12 protein-coding genes and 1 pseudogene are annotated in these 12,406 nt (G+C 66.8%); 8 read left to right on the top strand and 5 right to left on the bottom strand.

Features of this window, described 5'->3' with window-relative positions; genetic code table 11:
• Positions 1-133 precede the first annotated feature (133 nt).
• The 4 genes and pseudogenes from ACMVY4_RS01430 to ACMVY4_RS01415 all read left to right on the top strand — a co-directional run bounded on the left by ACMVY4_RS01430 (position 134) and on the right by ACMVY4_RS01415 (position 3,351).
• Positions 134-1,210 carry an OmpA family protein gene (locus ACMVY4_RS01430; protein WP_416898425.1) on the top strand — a complete coding sequence of 359 codons (1,077 nt, stop codon included), beginning with the start codon at positions 134-136 and terminating at the stop codon, positions 1,208-1,210.
• Positions 1,211-1,382: 172 nt separating this feature from the next.
• Positions 1,383-1,682: a DUF2794 domain-containing protein gene (locus tag ACMVY4_RS01425; RefSeq protein ID WP_416898424.1), complete on the top strand. Its 300-nt coding sequence runs from the start codon at positions 1,383-1,385 to the stop codon at positions 1,680-1,682.
• A pseudogene (locus ACMVY4_RS01420) lies at positions 1,648-2,902 on the top strand (threonine synthase). Before ACMVY4_RS01425 ends, ACMVY4_RS01420 begins: the two are co-directional and overlap by 35 nt.
• Positions 2,899-3,351, top strand: a complete 453-nt coding sequence (locus tag ACMVY4_RS01415) for a GNAT family N-acetyltransferase (protein WP_416898423.1) — start codon at positions 2,899-2,901, stop codon at positions 3,349-3,351. The pseudogene ACMVY4_RS01420 and the gene ACMVY4_RS01415 overlap by 4 nt, the downstream one beginning before the upstream one ends.
• A gap of 252 nt (positions 3,352-3,603) precedes the next feature.
• On the opposite strand, the gene ACMVY4_RS01410 is transcribed toward ACMVY4_RS01415, so the two are convergent.
• Both ACMVY4_RS01410 and ACMVY4_RS01405 read right to left on the bottom strand, forming a co-directional pair.
• Positions 3,604-4,086, bottom strand: a complete 483-nt coding sequence (locus ACMVY4_RS01410; RefSeq protein WP_416898422.1) for a VOC family protein — start codon at positions 4,084-4,086, stop codon at positions 3,604-3,606.
• A 215-nt stretch (positions 4,087-4,301) separates the two neighbouring features.
• On the bottom strand, positions 4,302-5,141 hold the full coding sequence (locus tag ACMVY4_RS01405; RefSeq protein WP_416898421.1) for a DUF3883 domain-containing protein: 840 nt from the start codon (positions 5,139-5,141) through the stop codon (positions 4,302-4,304).
• A gap of 110 nt (positions 5,142-5,251) precedes the next feature.
• Here ACMVY4_RS01405 and ACMVY4_RS01400 point away from each other — a divergent pair, with 110 nt between their 5' ends.
• The 3 genes from ACMVY4_RS01400 to ACMVY4_RS01390 are packed head-to-tail and all read left to right on the top strand — an operon-like array spanning position 5,252 to position 8,055.
• Positions 5,252-6,079, top strand: a complete 828-nt coding sequence (locus ACMVY4_RS01400; RefSeq protein WP_416898420.1) for an enoyl-CoA hydratase-related protein — start codon at positions 5,252-5,254, stop codon at positions 6,077-6,079.
• Positions 6,080-6,082: 3 nt separating this feature from the next.
• Positions 6,083-7,279, top strand: coding sequence for an acyl-CoA dehydrogenase family protein (locus ACMVY4_RS01395; protein ID WP_416898419.1), 1,197 nt, complete (start codon positions 6,083-6,085; stop codon positions 7,277-7,279).
• Positions 7,276-8,055, top strand: coding sequence for an enoyl-CoA hydratase/isomerase family protein (locus ACMVY4_RS01390; RefSeq protein WP_416898418.1), 780 nt, complete (start codon positions 7,276-7,278; stop codon positions 8,053-8,055). Before ACMVY4_RS01395 ends, ACMVY4_RS01390 begins: the two co-directional genes overlap by 4 nt.
• A gap of 175 nt (positions 8,056-8,230) precedes the next feature.
• Here the strand turns inward: ACMVY4_RS01390 and ACMVY4_RS01385 are convergent, their stop codons facing one another.
• The 3 genes from ACMVY4_RS01385 to ndk form a co-directional block, all read right to left on the bottom strand.
• Complete coding sequence (locus tag ACMVY4_RS01385; RefSeq protein WP_416898417.1) at positions 8,231-8,650, bottom strand: cupin domain-containing protein; 420 nt, start codon at positions 8,648-8,650, stop codon at positions 8,231-8,233.
• Between the two features lie 47 nt (positions 8,651-8,697).
• On the bottom strand, positions 8,698-9,795 hold the full coding sequence (locus tag ACMVY4_RS01380) for an FIST signal transduction protein (protein WP_416898416.1): 1,098 nt from the start codon (positions 9,793-9,795) through the stop codon (positions 8,698-8,700).
• 67 nt (positions 9,796-9,862) lie between these two features.
• Positions 9,863-10,285: a nucleoside-diphosphate kinase gene (gene ndk / locus ACMVY4_RS01375; RefSeq protein WP_416898415.1), complete on the bottom strand. Its 423-nt coding sequence runs from the start codon at positions 10,283-10,285 to the stop codon at positions 9,863-9,865.
• A 177-nt stretch (positions 10,286-10,462) separates the two neighbouring features.
• On the opposite strand from ndk, the gene ACMVY4_RS01370 reads away from it, so the two are divergent.
• A complete protein-coding gene (locus tag ACMVY4_RS01370) occupies positions 10,463-12,343 on the top strand; it encodes an ABC-F family ATP-binding cassette domain-containing protein (protein WP_416898414.1) in 1,881 nt (626 codons plus the stop codon).
• Positions 12,344-12,406: the final 63 nt, after the last annotated feature.

The following is a 12,406-nucleotide window of genomic DNA, read 5'->3' as shown; positions in this document are numbered from 1 at the left end:
GTCCACCGCCTTGTAATCGCACGGCAAACGCACTCGACATGGCGTGCTGTTCGACTATCCTTCGGCCCCGGGGTCGATGAAGAGGCGGGAATTGAACATGCTCGGTCGGAGCTTATGGCTGGGCGCGGCCCTCATGGTCGCTGCCCTTCCGGCGCAAGCCGAACTCTGGGGGCCCTATGTCAGCGGCGGCGTCCTGGGCAGCTTCGCCCCGGATCAGACGCTGAGAAACTCGGCGCTGAGCCCCATGGATTTCAAGGCCGGGTACGGCGGCAGCGCCGCTGTCGGCTACCAGTTCCCGAGCGGCATCCGCCTGGAGGGCGAGGCCGCCTACCGCCACAACGGGCTGAACGAGATCGGCGGCGTCAACGCCAGCGGCTATCTGGGCGCGGGCAGCCTGATGGCCAACGTCCTGTTCGAACTCGACAACGACATGGGCATCTACCCCTATTTCGGCGGCGGCATCGGCGGCGCGATCCTGAACATCAACGACGGCAATGCCAACAACGTGGTCGTGCTCGACGACCGTGACGTGGTGCTGGCCTATCAGGGCCTCGCCGGCATCGCCTTTGCGCTGAGCCCCAATCTCTCGCTGATTGGCGAGTACCGCTATTTCCGCACCAGCGAGGCCGACTTCAGCAATGCCGCCGGCGCCACGGTGACGACGGACTTCACGAGCCATACGGCCATGCTGGGCCTGCGCTACCGCTTCGGCGCCGGGCCGATGGCGGCAAGGCAGTCCACCGAAGGATCTGCGGCGCTGGCCGCGGTCGAGCGCACCCGCCCGCCGCGCCGCATCGCGGAGACCGTGCCGAAGCCGGCGCCGCTGCCGGTCGCGCAGGCCAGAGCCGCGGCGAGTCTGCGCCGCACCTACGTGGTCTACTTCCCGCTGGATGTCGCCACGCTGACGCCCGAGGCGCGCCAGACCGTCGCCGAGGCGAGCGAACGGGCGAAGACCGACGGCACGGCGGTCATCGAACTGGCCGGCCATGCCGACCGCTCCGGTCCCGAAGCCTACAATCTCGATCTGTCGCGCAAGCGCGCCGAGAACACCGCCGCCGAGATCCGGCGCAACGGCGTCCAGTCCAAGATCCAGGTGAAGGCCTTTGGCGAGACGCAGCCGGAGGTCCCGACCGCCGACGGCGCCTACGAACCGCGGAACCGCCGGGTCGAGGTGGTCTTGCAGGGCAAGGGCGACGGCCTGACCAACTGACCGGTCCGATTTTCGCCATCCCGCGCTGGCATCTTGCGGCTGCGGATGTCATCATTTCGTCACGCTAGGCGCAATCGGGGGAATGCAGATGGGCGAGGTGGTCAGTCTCGAAGACTACAGTTCCGGCGCCCGGCAGAGGCCAGCGGCTTCGCCGGGCGGAAAAAAACCGGTCATGGATGTCTTCTTCGAGCGGCGGGAACTCTCCCAGATCCTCGACCTGTACGGACAGATGGTGGCGAAGGGTGACTGGCGCGATTACGCCATCGGCCACGACAAGGACGTCTGCGTCTTCGCCATCTACCAGCGCGCCTCCGAGGCCCCGCTCTACCGCATCGTCAAGCGTCCCAAGCTGGCGCGCAAGCAGGGCATGTTCCAGGTGCTCGGCCGCGACGGGCGGGTGCTGAAGCGCGGCCACGAGGTCGCTTCGGTACTCAGCTATTTCGACCGCCGCCGCTGGAAGGTCGTCGAGTAGCCGCGTGAGTTACGTCACGCATCTGGAATGCAGCGCCGAGGGCGATCGCTACCCGGCGGGCGCACCGCACAATCTCTCGAAGGCCGGCAAGCCCCTTCTGGTCCGCTATGATCTGGGGAAGATGCGGGCCGAACTGGACCGCGACCGCCTCGCCGCATTGAAACCGGGCCTGTGGCGCTACCGCGGCCTGCTGCCGGTCGAGCGCGACGACGACGTGGTCAGCCTGGGCGAGGTCGAGACCCCGTTGCTGCCGCTGGTGCGGACGGCGGCCCGGCTCGGCGCGGACTGGCTCCAGACCAAGGACGAGAGCCGCCTGCCGACCGGCTCCTTCAAGGCCCGCGGCATGGCGCTGGCCGTCTCCATGGCGAAGAGTTTCGGCCTGAAACGGCTGGCGATCCCCACCAACGGCAATGCCGGCGCGGCGATGGCCGCCTATGGCCGCGCGGCCGGCATGGAGGTCTATGTCTTCTGTCCCGCGGAGACGCCGGATGTGAATGTCCGCGAGATCGCGCTGCAGGGGGCGAAGGTCTGGCGGGTGAACGGGCAGATCGACCAGTGCGGCGGCATCGTGCGCGACGGCAAGGACCGCATGGGCTGGTTCGACGTCTCGACCCTGAAGGAGCCCTACCGGATCGAGGGCAAGAAGACGATGGGCCTGGAACTGGCCGACCAGATGGGCTGGACCCTGCCGGACGTGATCTTCTATCCGACCGGCGGCGGCACCGGTCTCATCGGCATGTGGAAGGCCTTCGCCGAGCTGGAGGCGCTGGGCTGGATCGGGGCGGAGCGGCCCCGCATGGTTGCGGTACAGGCAACGGGCTGCGCGCCGATGGTCCGCGCCTACGAGAACGGCTGGACCCATGCCGAGCGCTGGGAAAACGCCGCCACCGTCGCCAGCGGTATCCGCGTGCCCCAGGCGGTCGGCGATTTCCTGATCCTGCAGGCGGTGCGCGACTTCAGGCGGTTTCGCCGTCGCCGTGGAGGACGAAGCGATCCTGGAGGCGCAGGCGCGCTGCGCCGCCGATGACGGCGTGCTGCTGGGGCCGGAAGGCGCAGCGACGCTGGCGGCTTACGAGCAGGCCCTTGCCGGCGGCCGCGTGCGGAAGGACGAGAAGGCGGTGCTGTTCAATTGCGGCACGCCGCTGAAATACCCGATGCCCGCCGTCACTCGCAGCCTCGATCTCGCCGCCATCGATTGGGACGGGATCGAAGGCGCATGAGCGCCGTCGCCATCCGCGACGCCACCCCCGACGACATCGACGCCATGACCGCGCTGCTCGCGCATCTCTTCGCGCAGGAGGCCGAGTTCAAGCCCGACCCGGACCGTCAGCGCGCCGGGCTGCGAATGATCCTCGGCGATCCGGCAGCGGGTGCGCTGCTGGTGGCCGAGCGCGACGGGGCTGTGATCGGCATGGTCGGGCTGCTCTACAGTATCAGCACGGCGCTGGGCGGTCGCGTAGCGATGCTGGAGGACATGGTGGTCGAGCCGACGGCGCGGGGTTCACAGGTCGGCCGGGCGCTGCTCGACGCCGCCATCGCCCGTGCGAAGTCCGACGGTTGCCGCCGCATCACCCTGCTGACCGATGGCGACAATGCCGCGGCGCAGCGCTTCTACGCCCGTGCCGGGTTCCAGGCCTCGGACATGCTGCCAATGCGGTTGATGCTCTGACGATGATGTCGTCCCGGGCTTGACCCGGGACCCATGCCTGAGCGGCACTGGCCGGTCAGCGGCGGCGGCAGGACTCCGGCATGGGCCCCCGGGTCAGGCCCGGGGGCTTGCATGCGATCGGGCATCCAGTCCTGTGGTTGTCATGCCCGCTTCATGCGGGCATCCGGTCGGTCGTTCATCGTGCGGCGAAGCCGCTCCGGACCCCCGCACGAGGCGGGGGTGACAGCACGAGCGCAACGGCGAATCGAAACCCTACGACGCCTTGCTCTGCTGCCAGTCGTCCAGAATGGTCCGCGCCCCGTTCTGCGCCGGATCCAGCGCCGCGTCGTGGCCGGGCCGCTTGCCCGTCAGCTCGATGACATAGCCGTTGGGGTCGCGGAAATAGATGCTGTCGATGAAGCCGTGGTCGGAGACGCCGCGTGTCTCGATACCGGCGTCCTTGCCCTTCTGCATCCAGGGCTCCAGCTGGTCATGCGGGATCTCGAGCGCAATGTGCAGGTCGAAATCGCGCTGGTCCTTGAATTCGAACGGCTCGCCGGGCTCCTCGAAGAAGGCGAGGCAGGAGCCGTCATCCATCTGGAAGAAAGTGTGCAGCGCGTTGGCGGCCCGGCCGGACTTGGTCTCCCCGATCTTCAGCGAGCCGACCAGAGGCAGGCCGAGGAAATCCTCGTAGAACCGGCGCGTCTCCTCGGAGTCGCGGCAGCGGTAGGCATTGTGGTGCAGGCCCCGGATCATGGCTTCGCTCCCAGTGTTCGTTTGCTGCCAGTGACTATAGCGCGCCAACGCCGCGCCGTCGCGAACCGGACTGGAAACACGGCGTTTCCGTTGAGCTGGGTGCGAGATTCCGGACCCCCGCGCTCGCGTTGCTCGGCGGGGGGGGGGGGGTGACAGTCGGAGGCGGTCATCCCCGATGGCGCGAAGCGTCACTCGGGGATCCGGTCAGCCAGCAATCAGAGAAGTGCGGCCCGGAAGCTGGTTGGGGTGAGTTCGACATGAGCTTCCAGTGGCGGGCGGATTTCGAAGGCTCTTGGGGACCGGGCGAAGTTCCAGACGCGGACGAGACACCACGATTCCCTGTTCTCATCTGCAACGCTGTATTCGTTTCGGCTTATGTAGAACGGCGTTCGGTCCCAGCCATTGGTCGTCTTCACCTCGATCAAGCGGTCTCGCCCATCCGGTTCGAAACTGGCGATATCGTACCCAGCGCCGTCACCGTCGACTTCCGACACCCAACGAACGATATCCGCCAGATCGGGCCGTCCGCTTTGCTTCAAGAGCGCACGCTCGTGATGGAGCACCCTTTCCTCTCCCGCTCTGCCAAGAGATCGGTTGCGCTCATCACGTTCAGCCACATCGTATTTCTGCGCCGTGGCCATCTTCAAAAGGTCCGCCTTTGTTGGCCCGCTGTTGCGCTTCGTCGGAGGCGTTCCAATGAACATTATTGGGTCTTCGTACAGCGTGGAGGTGTTTGGCGAAGCAGATGAGAGCGCCAATGCGTCCCAGCTGGGATTTACTTCGAACCAGCGAGCGACGGCATCTTCTAACGAACTCTGATAATTGTCTGCCGGTAGATACCCGGTCAGAAAGGGCTGTCCGAAACCGTCCATGACGGCGCTGATGTTGCGATGCTTGAATTCGATGGACGCTCGGCGTCTGTCGATAGCGCCTTGCAGTCTACGATTGTGCTCAGCTTTATTGTAGCGGCGCCCTGCCAGATCGTCGGAGAGCATGTCGAAGTAGTCCGCCACAATGGCATCGTTCTCCTCGTCGCTCCAATCTCCCTCGGCCATGAGACCAGGTTAGGTCAGAATTTGACGCGTTGCACACCCCTTCCCCCGTCCATCCTTCCCCCCTATAGTCGCCGCAATTAATTCAAGTGCATTGGTCTGGGGAGGGCCGGATGGCTTACGAGCAGATTCTCTATGATGTGGCGGACGGCGTCGCGACGGTCACCATGAACCGGCCCGACAGGATGAACGCCATGACGCCGGTGATGAACGGCGAGATCCGGGCGGCGATGCAGGCCGCCAGCGACGACACGGCGGTGAAGGCCATCGTGCTGACCGGCGCAGGCCGCGGCTTCTGCGCCGGCGCGGACGTCGCGCGGCTGTCGAACACGGCGGCCGGCGGGGCGCGCGAGGCCGAGCCGCTGCCGGTCGACGGAGCCATCGAGGGCGGTATCGATCTCCCGGCAGGTTACGCGGCCAAATACGCCTGGATGACCACGGTGCCGAAGCCGGTCATCGCCGCCGTGAACGGTGCGGCGGTGGGTGTCGGGCTGGTGATGGCGCTCTACAGCGACTACCGGATCTGCGCGGCCGAGGCGAAGCTGGGGACGGCCTTCGCCAGGCGGGGCCTTGTCGCGGAGTACGGCCTCGCCTGGCTGCTGCCGCGCATTGTCGGCCCGTCCAAGGCGCTGGATCTGCTCTATTCCGCGCGGCTGGTGAAGGGCGACGAGGCCGAGCGCATGGGGCTGGTCGACCGCGCGGTGCCCGCCGGCGACGTGCTCGGGGAGGCGCAGGCCTATGCGAAGATGCTGGCCGAAGAGGTCTCGCCGCGCTCCACCCGCGTGATCAAGGGACTGGTCTGGCGCTCGCTGATCCAGTCCATGGACGAGGCGCAGGACGACTCGCTGGCCGAGATGCAGACCGCCCTGAAGTCCGACGACTTCAAGGAGGGCATCGCCGCCTGGCAGGAAAAGCGCGCGCCGCGTTTCACCGGAGGCTGACCGATGGACCTGTCCCTGAGCCGGAAGGACGAGGCCTTCCGCGACGAGGTGCGCGAATGGCTGGCGTCCGAACTGCCCGCCGACATCGCCGAGAAGGTGAAGCTGGGGCTGGTGGTGAAGAAGCCGGACCAGCTCCGCTGGCATGCGATCCTGCGGGAGAAGGGCTGGCTGGCGCCCAACTGGCCGAAGGAGGTCGGCGGCGCCGGATTCTCGATCATGCAGCGGCACATCTTCGACATGGAATGCCGGCTCGCCCATGCACCCGCTGCGATGGCCTTCAACTTCCAGATGCTCGGCCCGGCGATGATCGCTTTCGGCCGGCCGGAGCAGAAGGAATACTACCTGCCGAAGATCCTCTCGGACGAACACTGGTGGTGCCAGGGCTATTCCGAGCCCGAGGCGGGCTCCGATCTGGCCGGGGTGAAGACGCGGGCGGTGCGCGACGGCGACCACTATGTCGTCAACGGCTCCAAGATCTGGACCAGCGCCGCCGACATCGCCACCCACATCTTCTGCCTGGTCCGGACCGACCCGGATGTGAAGAAGCAGGAAGGCATCAGCTTCCTGCTGATCGAGATGGACAGCCCCGGCGTCGAGGTGAAACCGCTGATCGCGCTCAACGGCCGGCGGCTCTGGAACATCGTCACCTTCGACGACGTCCGCGTCCCGGTCACCGGCATCCTGGGCAAGGAAAACCAGGGCTGGACGGTGGCGAAGAAGCTGTTGGGCGACGAGCGGCTGTTCGTCTCCCGCGTGTCCGAGAACACGCGCATCCTCTCCATCGTCAAGGAAGTCTGCGGCGAGGAAGTCGCCGACGGCCGTCCGCTGATCGAGGATCCCGAGGTCTCCATGCAGGTCGCCAGCCTGGAAACGCGGCTGAAGGCGCTGGAAATGACGTCGCTGCGCATCCTCGCCGAGGCCGATGCCGGCGGGCGGGTCGGGGCGGAACCGTCGATGACCAAGCTGCTGGGCAGCCACATGGTCCAGGATTTCGACGAACTGCTTTACCGCGCCATCGGCTATTACGGCGCACCGGACCACAAGGGCTACCTGTTCGGCGGTGAGAACCAGATGCCCGTCGGGCCGGGCTACGCGGTCGGCATCACCTCCGGCCAGCAGCACCACCGCGGCTACACCATTGCCGGCGGCACCTCAGAGGTGCAGCGCGGGGTGCTGGCAAAGGCGGTGCTCGGGCTGTGAGCGAGCGCATCACCTATCGCCTTGAGGGACCGGTTGCGGTCATCGAGATGCACCGCGCGCCGGTGAACGCCGTCGATTTCGAGATGATCGACGCCATCCACGATGCCTTCCGCCGCGCCGACGCCGACCCGGATGTCGGCGCCATCGTGCTGACCAGCGGCCTCGACGGCATGTACTGCGCCGGCATGGACCTGAAGATGATCCGCGGTTCGGGCGCCGAGGGAATGCGGAAGTTCCTGAACCGCTTCTACCTCGACACGCTGGACGTTCAGGCGAAGCTGACCAAGCCGACCATCGCCGCGGTCAACGGCGTCGCCCGCGGCGCCGGCATGTCGCTGTCGATCACCTGCGACGTGATCGTCGCCTCGGAGCGCGCGGATCTCGGTTATCCCGAGATCAATGTCGGCGTGCTGCCGGCCATCCATTTCGCGCATCTGCCGGCTGTGATCGGCCGGCACCGCGCCTTCGAACTGCTGCTGACTGGCGAGAGTTTCGGGCCCGAGCGCGCGAAGGAAATGGGACTGGTCAACCACGTCGTGCCGCATGAGCAGTTGATGGAGAAGGCGCTGGAACTGGGCCGCACCTTCGCCGCCAAGTCACCGACGGCCATGCGGATCGGGCGTCTCGCCTTCTGGCGGGCGCAGGATCTCGACTACCGGCGCAGCGTCGCCGCGCAGGTCGAGATGATGTGCGCCCTGGCCGAAACCGACGATTTCGAGGAAGGCCTCGCCGCCTTCGCCGAGAAGCGCAAGCCGGACTGGGGCCCGCGGGGCTGATCGCCCGCCCGCCGTCATCGGTTCGTCGCTTTCGCCAAACGGGTCACCCCCGTCGCCGCAGAGCGGCGCGCGGGGGTCCGGAGCGGCTTCGCCGCGAGTCCGATGTTTCAACCGGATGCCCGAGTCTCGCTCCGCTCGATCGGGCATGACCGCATGGGCGGTTCGCTGTCGTCAGTTAGTCCTCGAAACCCTTCTGCGCCGGATCGTCGTGGAAACCGGCGGTGTTCCTGAAGATGTTCGGCTTGCGGTAGATCGCCAGGATCACGCAGCCCTCGTCCGAACGGGTCTCGTGGAACGAGCCCGGCTTGCGCCAGACATACTCCCCGGCCCGCGCGATACCGTCATGGTCGTAGAAGGAGCCCTCGAGCACGAAGGACTGCTCGATCTCCGGATGCTTGTGGAAGGGCAGGGTCGCGCCGGGTTCCCATCTCAGCAGGCAGGTCATCTCGCCCGCTTCCCTGTTCTCGTAGAGCACCTTGATCTGGATGCCTTCGAACTGGCTGGGCCGCCAGTCCATCGCTGCCGGATCGACATAGGTCGATCCGTTGATGGTGGGGCCGATCTTCCGTTCTTTCGCGGTCGCCTGTTCCGCCATGTCCGCCTCCCTTGCGGTTGTCAGGAGGCAGTGTCGCCCGGACGCGGTCAGAGGAAAAGGGAGAGCACGCCGGTATAGGTATAGAGCCGCGCGTTGGAGATCTCGCCGTTGCAGAAGAACCCGGTCAGCGGCAGGTCGCCGAAGCGCTCGGCGATCATGTCGAGTTCGGTGCGGCTGTCCTCGAACATGTTCGGCCCGCGCCCCAGGCAGGAATAGTAGAGGCCGGCCTTCGGCGTCTTGCCGCCGAGCCGCTTCTCCAGCCGTTCCAGCATCGCCCCCATGTCCTCGGTGGCGGTGGCGCCGTCGCGGCGGCAGAACATGATCCGGCTGCCGACCACCGCCTCGGCGCCGATGCCGACCGCGCCGTATTGCGGGTCCAGCCCGACGATGTCGCGGACGAGGTAGTCGGCGGTGTCCGCCCCGGCGACCGGCAGGCCGGCGAAGATGAAGCCGGGCACGCGGTTCAGGTTGCGGGCCAGGATGTCGCCGATCTCCTCGGCGAAGACCTCGAAGGCGTTGCGGCCGTCGAGTTCGATGATGACGTTGTCTTCCGCCTTCGTGATTTCGTGCTCGGGCCCGATGGGCGTGCAGCCCTGGGAGAGCGATGTCGCCACCTCGATCTCAGGCGACAGCACGACGCCGGAGACGGCGGCATCGGAAATGCCGCGGGCGATCATCGGATGCGGCCCGCGCGACGCCGCCAGACCGCCGACCCAGTAGCCGCCGATCCGGTCGGCGAAGTCGGCGATCGCCTCGGGCAGGTCCGGCGTCTGCGGATTGCCGTGCAGGATTCCGAACCAGGGATCGAAGGCCGGCGGTGCGGCGTCGGGGCCGTCCAGAACCGCGAACCGGTCGCGGGGCCAACCGGCCACCATGGCGGCCAGCGCCGGCGTGTCGAAGATCTGCTGCCGCCCGGCCGAGATGCCGATGCCGGCGGCGCCGACCCAGTGGTCGATACCGGTGCGGCCGCGCAGGACGGTCAGAATGTCCCGGGCGACCGGCGCGAAGTAATCCGACAGGTAGATGAAGCCGACGCCCTCGGGTGGCAGGTTCTCGTCCAGCATGTCCAGGCATGCAGCCGCAGCGTTGCGCCAGTCCCGGTCGGCGCCATAGCCATACGCGAATGTGGTGCCGTCGGCTGACATGCGCCCATCAAAAAGCCCCTGCGCCGATGGCGCAAGGGCTGGTTGAGTGACGGCGATGCCGGGCGCGTCAGCCGGTGATGTCGAGCGACGAGAAGAAGTAGGCGATCTCGATGGCGGCGTTCTCGGGGCTGTCGGAACCGTGCACCGAATTGGCTTCGATGGACTCGGCGAAGGCCTTGCGGATGGTGCCCTCGTCGGCCTCGGCCGGATTGGTCTTGCCCATCACTTCGCGGTACCTGGCAATGGCGTTGTCGCCCTCCAGCGCCTGCACGACGACCGGACCCGAGGTCATGAAATCGCACAGCGAACCGAAGAAGGGACGCTCCTTGTGCACGGCGTAGAAGCCCTCGGCGGCCTCGCGGCTCAGCTTGATGCGGCGCTGGGCGATGATGCGCAGGCCGGCATCCTCGATCATGGCGTTGACCTTGCCGGTCAGGTTCCGGCGGGTCGCATCGGGCTTGATGATGGAGAGCGTACGTTCGGTTGCCATGTCAGTTTCCTCCGGCGATTCTGGGGACGCGCCCGGCCCTTCGCCGCAGCGCACAATGAAGACGCGGCGTGTATAGCGGCGGCGGCGCGCGCCGCCAACCGTGATCTGCCGGATATCGCGGCGGGCCTGTCCGCGATGCATTTCACTCCCGCCTCATCCGTCCTATAAGCCCGGGCCATGCTGATCCTGGATGACATCACCGTCCGCATCGCCGGCCGCCTGCTGCTGGAGGGCGCTGGCGCGCGCATTCCGACAGGGCACCGCGTCGGCCTTGTCGGCCCGAACGGTACCGGCAAGACGACGCTGCTGCGCGCGATCCTGGGCGAGGTGGCGATGGAGTCCGGCGAAGTCGAGATTCCGCGCGGCGCAAAGATCGGCACGGTGGCGCAGGAGGCTCCGGCCGGCTCCAAGCCGGCGATCGAGGCCGTGCTCGACGCGGACCGGGAACGCGCCAGCCTGCTGGCCGAGGCAGAGACGGCGACCGATCCGCACCGCATTGCGGAAATCCAGACCCGCCTGACCGACATCGATGCTCACGCCGCGCCGTCGCGCGCCGCCGCGATCCTGGACGGCCTGGGCATTCACTCGGACCGTCAGACGGCGCCCTGCAATGACTTCTCCGGCGGCTGGCGCATGCGCATCGCGCTGGCGGCGGCATTGTTCGCCGAGCCCGAGATCCTGCTGCTGGACGAACCGACCAACCATCTCGATCTCGAAGCGACGCTCTGGCTCGAGACCTTCCTGCAGAAGTATCCGCACACGGTCGTCATCGTCAGCCATGACCGCGACCTGCTCAACCGCGCGGTCACCGATATCCTGCATCTCGACCAGATGAAGCTGACGCTCTATCCGGGCGGCTACGACAATTTCGAGGAGCGTCGCCGGACGGCGCAGCGTCACCAGGTCGAACTGGCGGCGAAGCAGTCCGCCGAACGCGCCCGTATCCAGTCCTTCGTCGACCGCTTCCGCTACAAGGCTTCCAAGGCCAGGCAGGCGCAGAGCCGGCTGAAGATGCTGGCGAAGATGGAACCGGTTGCAGCTGTCGTGGACGCCCGTGCGCCACGCTTTCCTTTCACCGAGCCTTCGAAACTTTCGCCGCCTGTCATCACGCTGGACGAGGTCGATGTCGGCTACGATCCGGGCAATCCGGTCCTGCGCAAGATCAGTCTCAGGATCGACGAGGATGACCGCATCGCGCTGCTGGGCGCGAACGGCAACGGCAAGTCGACGCTGGCCAAGCTGATCGCCGGGCGGCTGCAGGCCGAGAGCGGGCAGGTGCGGCGCTCCTCGAAGCTGAAGATCGGCTTCTTCGCCCAGCACCAGATCGAGGATCTGAACCCACGCGAGAACGCGATCCAGCATCTGCGCCAACTGCGCCCCTACGACAAGGAAGCCGATCTCCGCTCGAAGCTGGACGGGTTCGGGCTGGACCACAAGCGTGTCGAGACGCCGGCGGCCGAGCTCTCGGGCGGCGAAAAATCGCGGCTTGCGCTCTGCCTGATGGCGCAGGGCGAGCCGCACATGATCATCCTGGACGAACCGACCAACCACCTCGACATCGACAGCCGCGAGGCGCTGGTCCAGTCGCTGAACGACTATCCCGGCGCCGTCATTCTGGTCAGCCATGACAGCCATCTGGTCGAGAGCGTGGCCGATCGTCTCTGGCTGGTCAGCGACCGGACGGTGCGGAATTTCGACGGTGACATGGACGACTACAAGCGACTTGCGCTGGCCGATGCCGCCGAGGCGGCCCGCAAGCCGACGCCGGACGGTGATGTCGCGGCGAAGCCGAACAGACGCGACGAGCGCAAGAAGAAGGCAGAGGCCCGCGCGGAACTCGCGCCCGTTCGCAAGGCCATGCAGGAAGCCGAGACCCAGATCGAACGGCTCAATGCCCAGATCAGGCGAATCGAGGTGAAGCTGCAGGATCCGAAGGTCTATGACGGTCCGCCGGAGAAACTGGCCGAACTCGGCAAGCTGAAGGCGCTGGCCGAACAGGCCATCGAGGCCGCGGAGCTGCGCTGGATGGAAGCCGCCGAGAAGCTGGAAGAGGCCTAGGCGGAGGCCAAGGCTTTTTGCTGTCCTCGGGCTTGACCCGGGGACCTTGTCGATCCGCCTGCG

Origin of the sequence: Minwuia sp. (genome assembly GCF_048007105.1) — a bacterium.
In the GTDB taxonomy this organism is placed as follows: Bacteria; Pseudomonadota; Alphaproteobacteria; order Minwuiales; family Minwuiaceae; genus Minwuia.
Note: the sequence above shows the minus strand (reverse complement) of the source record. Positions and strands in the feature narration are given on the sequence as shown.

Bases quoted from the DNA above. Each gene is read 5' to 3' on its own strand.
- ACMVY4_RS01415 (WP_416898423.1), top strand. From the start codon at position 2,899: ATGAGCGCCGTCGCCATCCGCGACGCCACCCCCGACGACATCGACGCC.
- ndk (WP_416898415.1), bottom strand. From the start codon at position 10,285: ATGGCAACCGAACGTACGCTCTCCATCATCAAGCCCGATGCGACCCGC.
- ACMVY4_RS01385 (WP_416898417.1), bottom strand. From the start codon at position 8,650: ATGGCGGAACAGGCGACCGCGAAAGAACGGAAGATCGGCCCCACCATC.
- ACMVY4_RS01370 (WP_416898414.1), top strand. From the start codon at position 10,463: ATGCTGATCCTGGATGACATCACCGTCCGCATCGCCGGCCGCCTGCTG.
- ACMVY4_RS01395 (WP_416898419.1), top strand. From the start codon at position 6,083: ATGGACCTGTCCCTGAGCCGGAAGGACGAGGCCTTCCGCGACGAGGTG.
- ACMVY4_RS01380 (WP_416898416.1), bottom strand. From the start codon at position 9,795: ATGTCAGCCGACGGCACCACATTCGCGTATGGCTATGGCGCCGACCGG.
- ACMVY4_RS01425 (WP_416898424.1), top strand. From the start codon at position 1,383: ATGGATGTCTTCTTCGAGCGGCGGGAACTCTCCCAGATCCTCGACCTG.
- ACMVY4_RS01430 (WP_416898425.1), top strand. From the start codon at position 134: ATGGTCGCTGCCCTTCCGGCGCAAGCCGAACTCTGGGGGCCCTATGTC.
- ACMVY4_RS01410 (WP_416898422.1), bottom strand. From the start codon at position 4,086: ATGATCCGGGGCCTGCACCACAATGCCTACCGCTGCCGCGACTCCGAG.
- ACMVY4_RS01400 (WP_416898420.1), top strand. From the start codon at position 5,252: ATGGCTTACGAGCAGATTCTCTATGATGTGGCGGACGGCGTCGCGACG.
- ACMVY4_RS01405 (WP_416898421.1), bottom strand. From the start codon at position 5,141: ATGGCCGAGGGAGATTGGAGCGACGAGGAGAACGATGCCATTGTGGCG.